The sequence below is a fragment of the Streptomyces sp. MB09-02B genome, from assembly GCF_033794485.1.
Classification (GTDB): Bacteria; Actinomycetota; Actinomycetes; order Streptomycetales; family Streptomycetaceae; genus Streptomyces.
The window spans coordinates 1-6,926 of sequence record NZ_JARGEE010000441.1 but is presented as its reverse complement, the minus strand read 5'-3'; the positions used below and the strand labels follow the sequence as shown (position 1 = coordinate 6,926).

Annotated in this window: 5 protein-coding genes; 2 read left to right on the top strand and 3 right to left on the bottom strand. The window is 71.4% G+C overall.

Features of this window, described 5'->3' with window-relative positions; all coding sequences use genetic code 11:
• Positions 1-284: 284 nt before the first annotated feature.
• Together P1P70_RS37265 and P1P70_RS37260 are read left to right on the top strand one after the other, a co-directional pair.
• Positions 285-2,087: a glycoside hydrolase family 3 protein gene (locus tag P1P70_RS37265; RefSeq protein WP_319245660.1), complete on the top strand. Its 1,803-nt coding sequence runs from the start codon at positions 285-287 to the stop codon at positions 2,085-2,087.
• A 160-nt stretch (positions 2,088-2,247) separates the two neighbouring features.
• On the top strand, positions 2,248-2,913 hold the full coding sequence (locus P1P70_RS37260) for a hypothetical protein (RefSeq protein ID WP_319245659.1): 666 nt from the start codon (positions 2,248-2,250) through the stop codon (positions 2,911-2,913).
• A gap of 106 nt (positions 2,914-3,019) precedes the next feature.
• Here P1P70_RS37260 and P1P70_RS37255 read toward each other — a convergent pair whose 3' ends face one another.
• From P1P70_RS37255 to P1P70_RS37245, 3 genes are all read right to left on the bottom strand, one after another.
• Positions 3,020-4,450, bottom strand: coding sequence for a S28 family serine protease (locus P1P70_RS37255; protein ID WP_319245658.1), 1,431 nt, complete (start codon positions 4,448-4,450; stop codon positions 3,020-3,022).
• 168 nt (positions 4,451-4,618) lie between these two features.
• Complete coding sequence (locus P1P70_RS37250) at positions 4,619-5,005, bottom strand: hypothetical protein (RefSeq protein WP_319245656.1); 387 nt, start codon at positions 5,003-5,005, stop codon at positions 4,619-4,621.
• 95 nt (positions 5,006-5,100) lie between these two features.
• Positions 5,101-6,926 (bottom strand): ABC transporter ATP-binding protein (locus P1P70_RS37245; protein WP_319245654.1); only part of this gene is annotated, 1,826 nt, incomplete at its 5' end.

Here is a 6,926-nt window from a genome sequence, read left to right as displayed (position 1 = left end):
ACCCCACCCCGTCCAACCCCCATGCCGCCGGATGAGTCTCCGCAGTGCGGTGTCGGCCTCGCTGCTGGCTGCGAACGCTGACCTACCCTCTCCGCCGCCTGCGGCCGGCCGCACGCCGTCACCGGCGCGCCCCCCTCCACAGCGCCGGTGACGGCCCCTCAGTGCCCCTCAGTGCCCGTCAGCACCCGTCAGCACCCGTCGCGTTGCCCTTGACCGGAAGAAACTTCCCGGATAATCGTGACATCCTGGAAGTTTCCTTCAGTCCTCCGGAAGGAGCGACGCACGTGCCCTCCAGACGTACCGTTCTCGCCGCCACCGCAGGCGTCACCTCGGCCCTGGCCCTCGGCACCGACGCACAGGCCGGCACCCGTCCCCCCGACAAGAGGCTCCGTGCCCTCGTCGCGCGCATGAGCCTCGAGGAGAAGGTCGGCCAGCTCTTCGTGATGCGGGTCTACGGGCACTCGGCGACCGCGCCGGACCAGGCCGACATCGACGCCAACCTCCAGCAGCTGGGCGTGCGCACGGCCGCCGAGCTGCTGGAGAAGTACCGGGTCGGCGGGATCATCTACTTCTCCTGGGCGCACAACACCCGCGACCCGCACCAGATCGCCGCCCTCTCCAACGGCATCCAACGGGCCTCCCTCGGCCTGCCCCGGGGCCTGCCCGTCCTCGTCTCCACCGACCAGGAACACGGCATCGTGGCCCGGGTCGGCAAGCCCGCCACCCTGCTGCCGGGGGCGATGGCCCTCGGTGCGGGCGGGTCCCTTAAGGACGCCCGCGAGGCCGGGCGCGTCGGTGGAGCCGAGCTGCGGGCGATCGGGATCCGGCAGGACTACGCCCCCGTCGCCGACGTGAACGTCAACCCGGCCAACCCCGTCATCGGCGTACGCTCCTTCGGCGCCGACCCGGACGCGGTCGCGGGGCTGGTCGCCGCGCAGGTGAAGGGGTACCAGGGGGCGGGGGTGGCCGCGACCGCCAAGCACTTCCCGGGCCACGGGGACACGTCCGTCGACAGTCACTACGGCTTCCCGGTCATCGAGCACACCCGGGAGCAGTGGATGGCCCTGGACGCCCCACCGTTCCGGGCCGCGATCCGCGCCGGCATCGACTCGATCATGACCGCGCACATCATGGTCCCCGCCCTGGACCCCTCCGGGGACCCGGCCACGCTCTCCCGTCCGATCCTCACCGGCATCCTGCGCGAACAGCTCGGCTACGACGGGGTCGTGGTCACCGACTCGCTCGACATGCAGGGCGTGCGGGAGAAGTACGGGGACGACCACGTGCCGGTGCTGGCGCTGAAGGCGGGCGCGGACCAGCTCCTCAATCCGCCCTCGATCGACGTGGCGTGGAACGCGGTCCTCGCCGCCGTACGCTCCGGCGAACTGACCGAGGCACGGCTCGACGAGTCGATCCTGCGGATCCTGCGGCTCAAGGCGAAGCTCGGGCTGTTCGAGCGGCCGTACGTGAGTGACGCCGGCGTCGACCGGGTCGTGGGGATCCGGCGGCATCTCGACACCGCCGACCGGATCGCCGAACGGACCACCACCCTGCTGGTCAACGAGGGTTCGCTGCTGCCGCTGTCCCGGCGTACGCACCGGAACGTGCTGGTGGTGGGCGCCGACCCGGCCTCGCCGTCGGGCACCACGGGACCGCCGACGGCCGTCCTCGCCGCCGAACTCGCCTCCCTGGGCTTCACGACGACCAGCCTGTCGACCGGTACGGCACCCACGCAGGCCCTCGTCGACCAGGCCGCTGCGGCGGCCCGGGGCAAGGACGCGGTGGTCGTGGGGACGTACAACGTGACGGCGGGCAGCACCCAGCGGACCCTGGTCGCGCGGTTGCTGGCCACCGGGGTGCCGGTGGTCGCCGTCGCGATCCGCAACCCGTACGACGTGGCTCAACTGCCGGACGTGAAGGGCTACTTGGCGGCGTACTCCTGGACGGACGTCGAGGTGCGGGCGGCGGCGCGGGTGCTCGCCGGGCGGGTGGCGCCGCGCGGGAAGCTGCCGGTGCCGGTGCGGCGGGCCGACGAACCGGCGAAGGTCCTCTACCCGATCGGGCACGGCCTGACGTACGGATCCTGACCACGAACCGCGACTGCGGACCCTGGCCTAGAACCGCTGACGTACCGGTCCTACGCCGCGCTCCTCGCGCACCACCCCCAAGTGACGCAAAGAGCACGGTATGCCTGGCGTGGCCCTCGACACGGGGTCACGCTGGACGGGGGTTCATCGAGGGGCGGCCATGCGACGTGTGTGTCTCGTTCGGCAGGTGTGCACAGGGGTGCTCGCGTCTGCCGTTCTCCTCGCTGCCGCGGCCCTCGCCGGGTGTCAGGCCTGGTCGGGCGGGGTCGGCGAGGGGCCCGGGGAGCGGGCGGCCGCGACCACGACGGACACGCCGACCCGGCCGACCGGGTACGGGACGGTGTTCCTCGGGGTCGACGAGTGCAGTTCGTTCGGGACGACCAGCTTCACCGAGGTGCCCTGCGCCGGCGAGCGGGCCGCCGCCCGGGTCGTGGCCCGGCACGACGGCCGGGTCGGGCAGGGGCCGTTGTGCCCGCCGACCACCGACTTCGTCCTCCACATCAGCGAGTCCACCGACGAGCGGAACGGCTACGACGAGGACGGCGACGGCTCCGTCCCGCAGGGCTACGCCTGTATGCGGGCGCTCCAGCCGCCGCACCCCGGCGATCCCGGCGGCGGGGGCGGTCCCCGCACCATCGTCGGCGACTGCGTCTACGGCGCGGGCCGGGGCGAGGTCCGCGAGACCGCCTGCGACGGCGGGGGCAAGCACGCACCGGAGTACGAGGTCACGACGGCCGTCGACACCGAGGCCGGGTGCCCGGCCACGACCGATCTGTACGTGCGGCTGGGCGGCAGCCGGCCGGTGGGGTGCGCTGTGCCGGTGTGACAGACGCCGAGCCCCGGGCCGCTGTTCGGCGGGCCCGGGGCTCGACTGCAGTGCTGCAGGGCTGCTGTCCTGCTGTGCCGCTGTGCTGCTGTGCTGCTCAGGCGGCTTACGGCCTCAGCGCGGGCTCCCGCTCGACGTCACGCTTGTCGAGCTTGGAGTCGAACTTCGCCAGCGGCTTCGCCTTGCTCGGGTCCGCCTGGACGGCGGCCGGGGCGACACCCGCCCACTTCAGGATCCGGGCCGTGGCCAGGTCCTTCTGCGCCTCGACGAGACCGGCGACGTTGGCACCGTGGTTGGCGCCGGGGGCCGTGAACACGTACGAGTCACGGGCCTTCTTGCCCAGGTGGAACGGCTCGGCGCCCCACGGGTCGTTCTGCCCGTAGACGAAGAGCATCTGCTTGGCGTTGTTCCGGACCCAGGTGTCGACGTCCCGCATCGCGTAGGGCTGGAACTTCATCTTGATGTCGCGCGGGACGAAGTTCCGGGGCGGCTGGTAGCCGTAGCGGATGTACTTCTTCTCGATGTGCGGGAACTTGATCGTGGGCGCGCCCAGCTGCGTACCGGCCTGGTAGAAGTACGGCGTGTACGGCGTGAGGCCCTGGTCGGTGTAGAAGGAGAAGCCGGAGATCGTGTCGATGGACGTCCAGATCTCGTCGTCCGTGGCCTTCTTCGCGTTCTTCGGGATGACGTCGCTGTCGCAGTCGGCGAGCGTGCTGTACTGCCAGAAGCCCCACACGTAGTCGAGGACGACCGCCTCGTACGCCTTGTCGAGGCTGCCGACCGTCTTGAAGGTGAAGCCCTCGGCGGCGGCGACCTCCGCGTACTTCTTCTCCAGCGGCTCACGACGGACGAGGGCCTCGCGCTGCACGGCGTTCAGCCGGTCGCGGCACTCCTTGGTGCCGACCTTCTTGAAGAACCGGTCGTACGCCGAGTCCTCCTTGTTGACGACGTCGTTGGGGGCGACGTACGCGACGACGCCGTCCATGTCCTTCGGGTAGAAGCGCTCGTAGTAGGTGGCCGTCATACCGCCCTTGGAGCCGCCGGTGGAGATCCACTTCTTGCCGTAGATCTTCTTCAGTGTCTTGTAGATCCGGTGCTGGTCGCTGGCCGCCTGCCAGATGTCGAGCTTGGACCAGTCGGCCGGGTCGGGCCGGGACGGGCTGAAGAAGCGGTACTCCATGGAGACCTGGTTGCCGTCCACGATCTGCGTGGGCTCACGGCGGCCGGGGTTGGTGGAGACGTTGTAACCGCCGGTGTAGAAGACCGTCGGGCGGGCGGTGTCCTTGTGCAGCACGGTGATCCGCTGCTGGAACGTGCCCTTCTTCGGGTTCCTGTGGTCCACCGGCTGGGTGAAGTTGAGGACGAAGAAGCGGTAACCCGGGTACGGCTTCTCCTCGATCAGGCTCACCCCCGGTATGGCGAGCAGCCGGTCCTTGATGTCACCGGCGTCCGACCCCGCGGCGTGGGCCGTCCCCGCCGTGCTCAACGTGCCTATGAGCACCACGAACGACAGCACCCATCCGAGTGCTTTGCGCATGCGTTCTCTCCCCTGTGCGGCGGCTGTGCGCCGGAAGCTATCGGAGCGACCGCCGGGGCACCAGGGAAGAAAGGGGCCAACTGGACTGCTTTCAGCCGCAGATGGGAGCGATAGGGAAAACCCTGTGCGGCGGGGAAGGTTCAGGGCCGGGTCACGTTGACGGCCGGGTCAAGTCGACCGCAGTATCCAGCCCGAGTCGAAGGTCTCGCCGCCGGCGCGGGCCTTGATCCACACGGCGCGGCGGCCGACGTGGACCGTCACGGGGCCGGCGGGGCGCTTCTTGTTGCGGACCCACTGGCCGCCGCGGGCCCGGATGCGGAGGGTGCCCTTGTGGGCCTGCTTCCTGGGCACGAGGACGGCGCAGACGTAGCGGGTGCCCTTGCGGTAGACCTTCACGGTGCCGGTGTCGAAGGTCAGTGTCCGCACCTTGCGCCCGGGGCACGACGCGGCGGCGGCCTCGGCGCTCGTGACCGGGCCCGCCAGGGTCAGCAGACCGGCGATCGTCAGTACGGCCAGTACGAGCGCCGTCGGCCGATGCCTGCCCCGCCTGCTCACCCGCTGCCCCTCCCGTCACATGGCCGTACTGATGTACGGACGCACGACCCCCGTCGAACGGTTGCACGCGCGGGGCGTAACGCGCCGAAGGTCACCTATGTCCGCAGTGCCGGCTCGCCCACGAAGGTGCGCCAGAGGGCGGCGTACCGGCCGTCGCGGGCCAGCAGTTCGTCGTGGGTGCCGTCCTCGGCGACCCTGCCGTGGTCCATCACCACGACGCGGTCGGCGCGGGCGGCCGTGGTGAGGCGGTGGGCCACGACCAGGGTCGTGCGGCGGCCGGCGAGGCGGTCGGTGGCGTGGTTGACCTGGGCCTCGGTGGCGAGGTCCAGGGCCGCCGTCGCCTCGTCGAGGAGCAGGACGTCGGGGTTCACCAGCTCCGCGCGGGCCAGCGCGATCAGCTGGCGCTGTCCGGCGGAGAGGTTGCGGCCCCGTTCGGCGACCTCGTGGAGGTAGCCGCCGTCGAGCGTGGCGATCATGTCGTGGGCGCCGACGGCACGGGCGGCGGCCTCCACCTCGGCGTCGGTGGCCTCGGGGCGGCCGTAGGCGATGGCGTCCCGGATCGTGCCCTGGAAGAGGTACGCCTCCTGCGGGACGACGCCGAGCCGGTGCCGGTACGAGGTGAGGTCGAGGTCGCGCAGATCGGTGCCGTCGACCGTGACCCGGCCGCCGGTGGGGTCGTAGAAGCGGGCGACCAGCTTGACGAGGGTGGACTTGCCGGCGCCGGTCTCGCCGACGAAGGCGACGGTCTGTCCGGCGGGGATGCGCAGGGCGACCCCGCTCAGGGCCGCCTCTTCCTCGCCGGTGCCCCCGTAGGCGAAGTCGACGTCCTCGAAGGCGATCTCGCCGCGCAGGGAGAGCACCTCCAGGGGCTCGGGGGCCGCCTTCGTCGACGTCGGCTCCCGGAGGAGTTCCTGGATGCGGCCCAGGGAGACGGTCGCCTGCTGGTAGCCGTCGAAGACCTGGGAGAGCTGCTGGACGGGGGCGAAGAAGAGGTCGATGTAGAGGAGGTAGGCGACCAGGGCGCCGGTGGTCAGGGTGCCCGCGTCGACGCGGTGGGCGCCGACGACCAGGACGGCGACCGCCGCGGCCGAGGACAGGAACTGCACGAACGGGAAGTAGACCGAGATCAGCCACTGGCCGTGGACGCGGGCCCGGCGGTAGCTGTCGCTGCCGGCCGCGAAGCGCTCGCCGCCCGTGCGCTCGCCCCGGAACGCCTGCACGATCCGCAGCCCGGCCACCGACTCCTGGAGGTCGGCGTTGACCACGGACACCCGCTCACGGGCCAGCTCGTACGCCTTCACGCTCGCCCGGCGGAAGAAGACCGTGCCGACGATCAGCGGCGGGAGCGTGGCGAAGACGACGAGGGCGAGCTGCACGTCGATCACGAGCAGGGCGCCCATGATGCCGAAGAAGGTGACGACGGAGACGAACGCGGTGACCAGTCCGGTCTGCAGGAAGGTCGAGAGCGCGTCGACGTCCGTCGTCATCCGCGTCATGATCCGGCCGGTCAACTCCCGCTCGTAGTAGTCGAGTCCGAGGCGCTGGAGCTGGGCGAAGATCTTCAGGCGCAGGGAGTAGAGGACGCGTTCGCCGGTGCGGCCGGTCATCCGCATCTCGCCGATCTGCGCCGCCCACTGGGCGCCGACCGCGAGCAGCCCGAGCAGGGACGCGGCCCAGACCGCGCCGAGGGCGGCCTGGGAGACCCCGTCGTCGATGCCGTGCCGGATCAGCACCGGCAGCAGCAGGCCCATGCCCGCGTCGACGGCGACCAGGGCCAGGCTGAGCAGGAGCGGCCGTCCGAAGCCGCGCAGCAGCCGCTTCAGGCCGTACGACTCCTCCGGCGCGACCGCGCGGGCCTCGTCGACGCCAGGGGTGTCGGTCGCCGGGGGCAGGGCCTCCACCTGGGCGAGGAGTTCGGGGG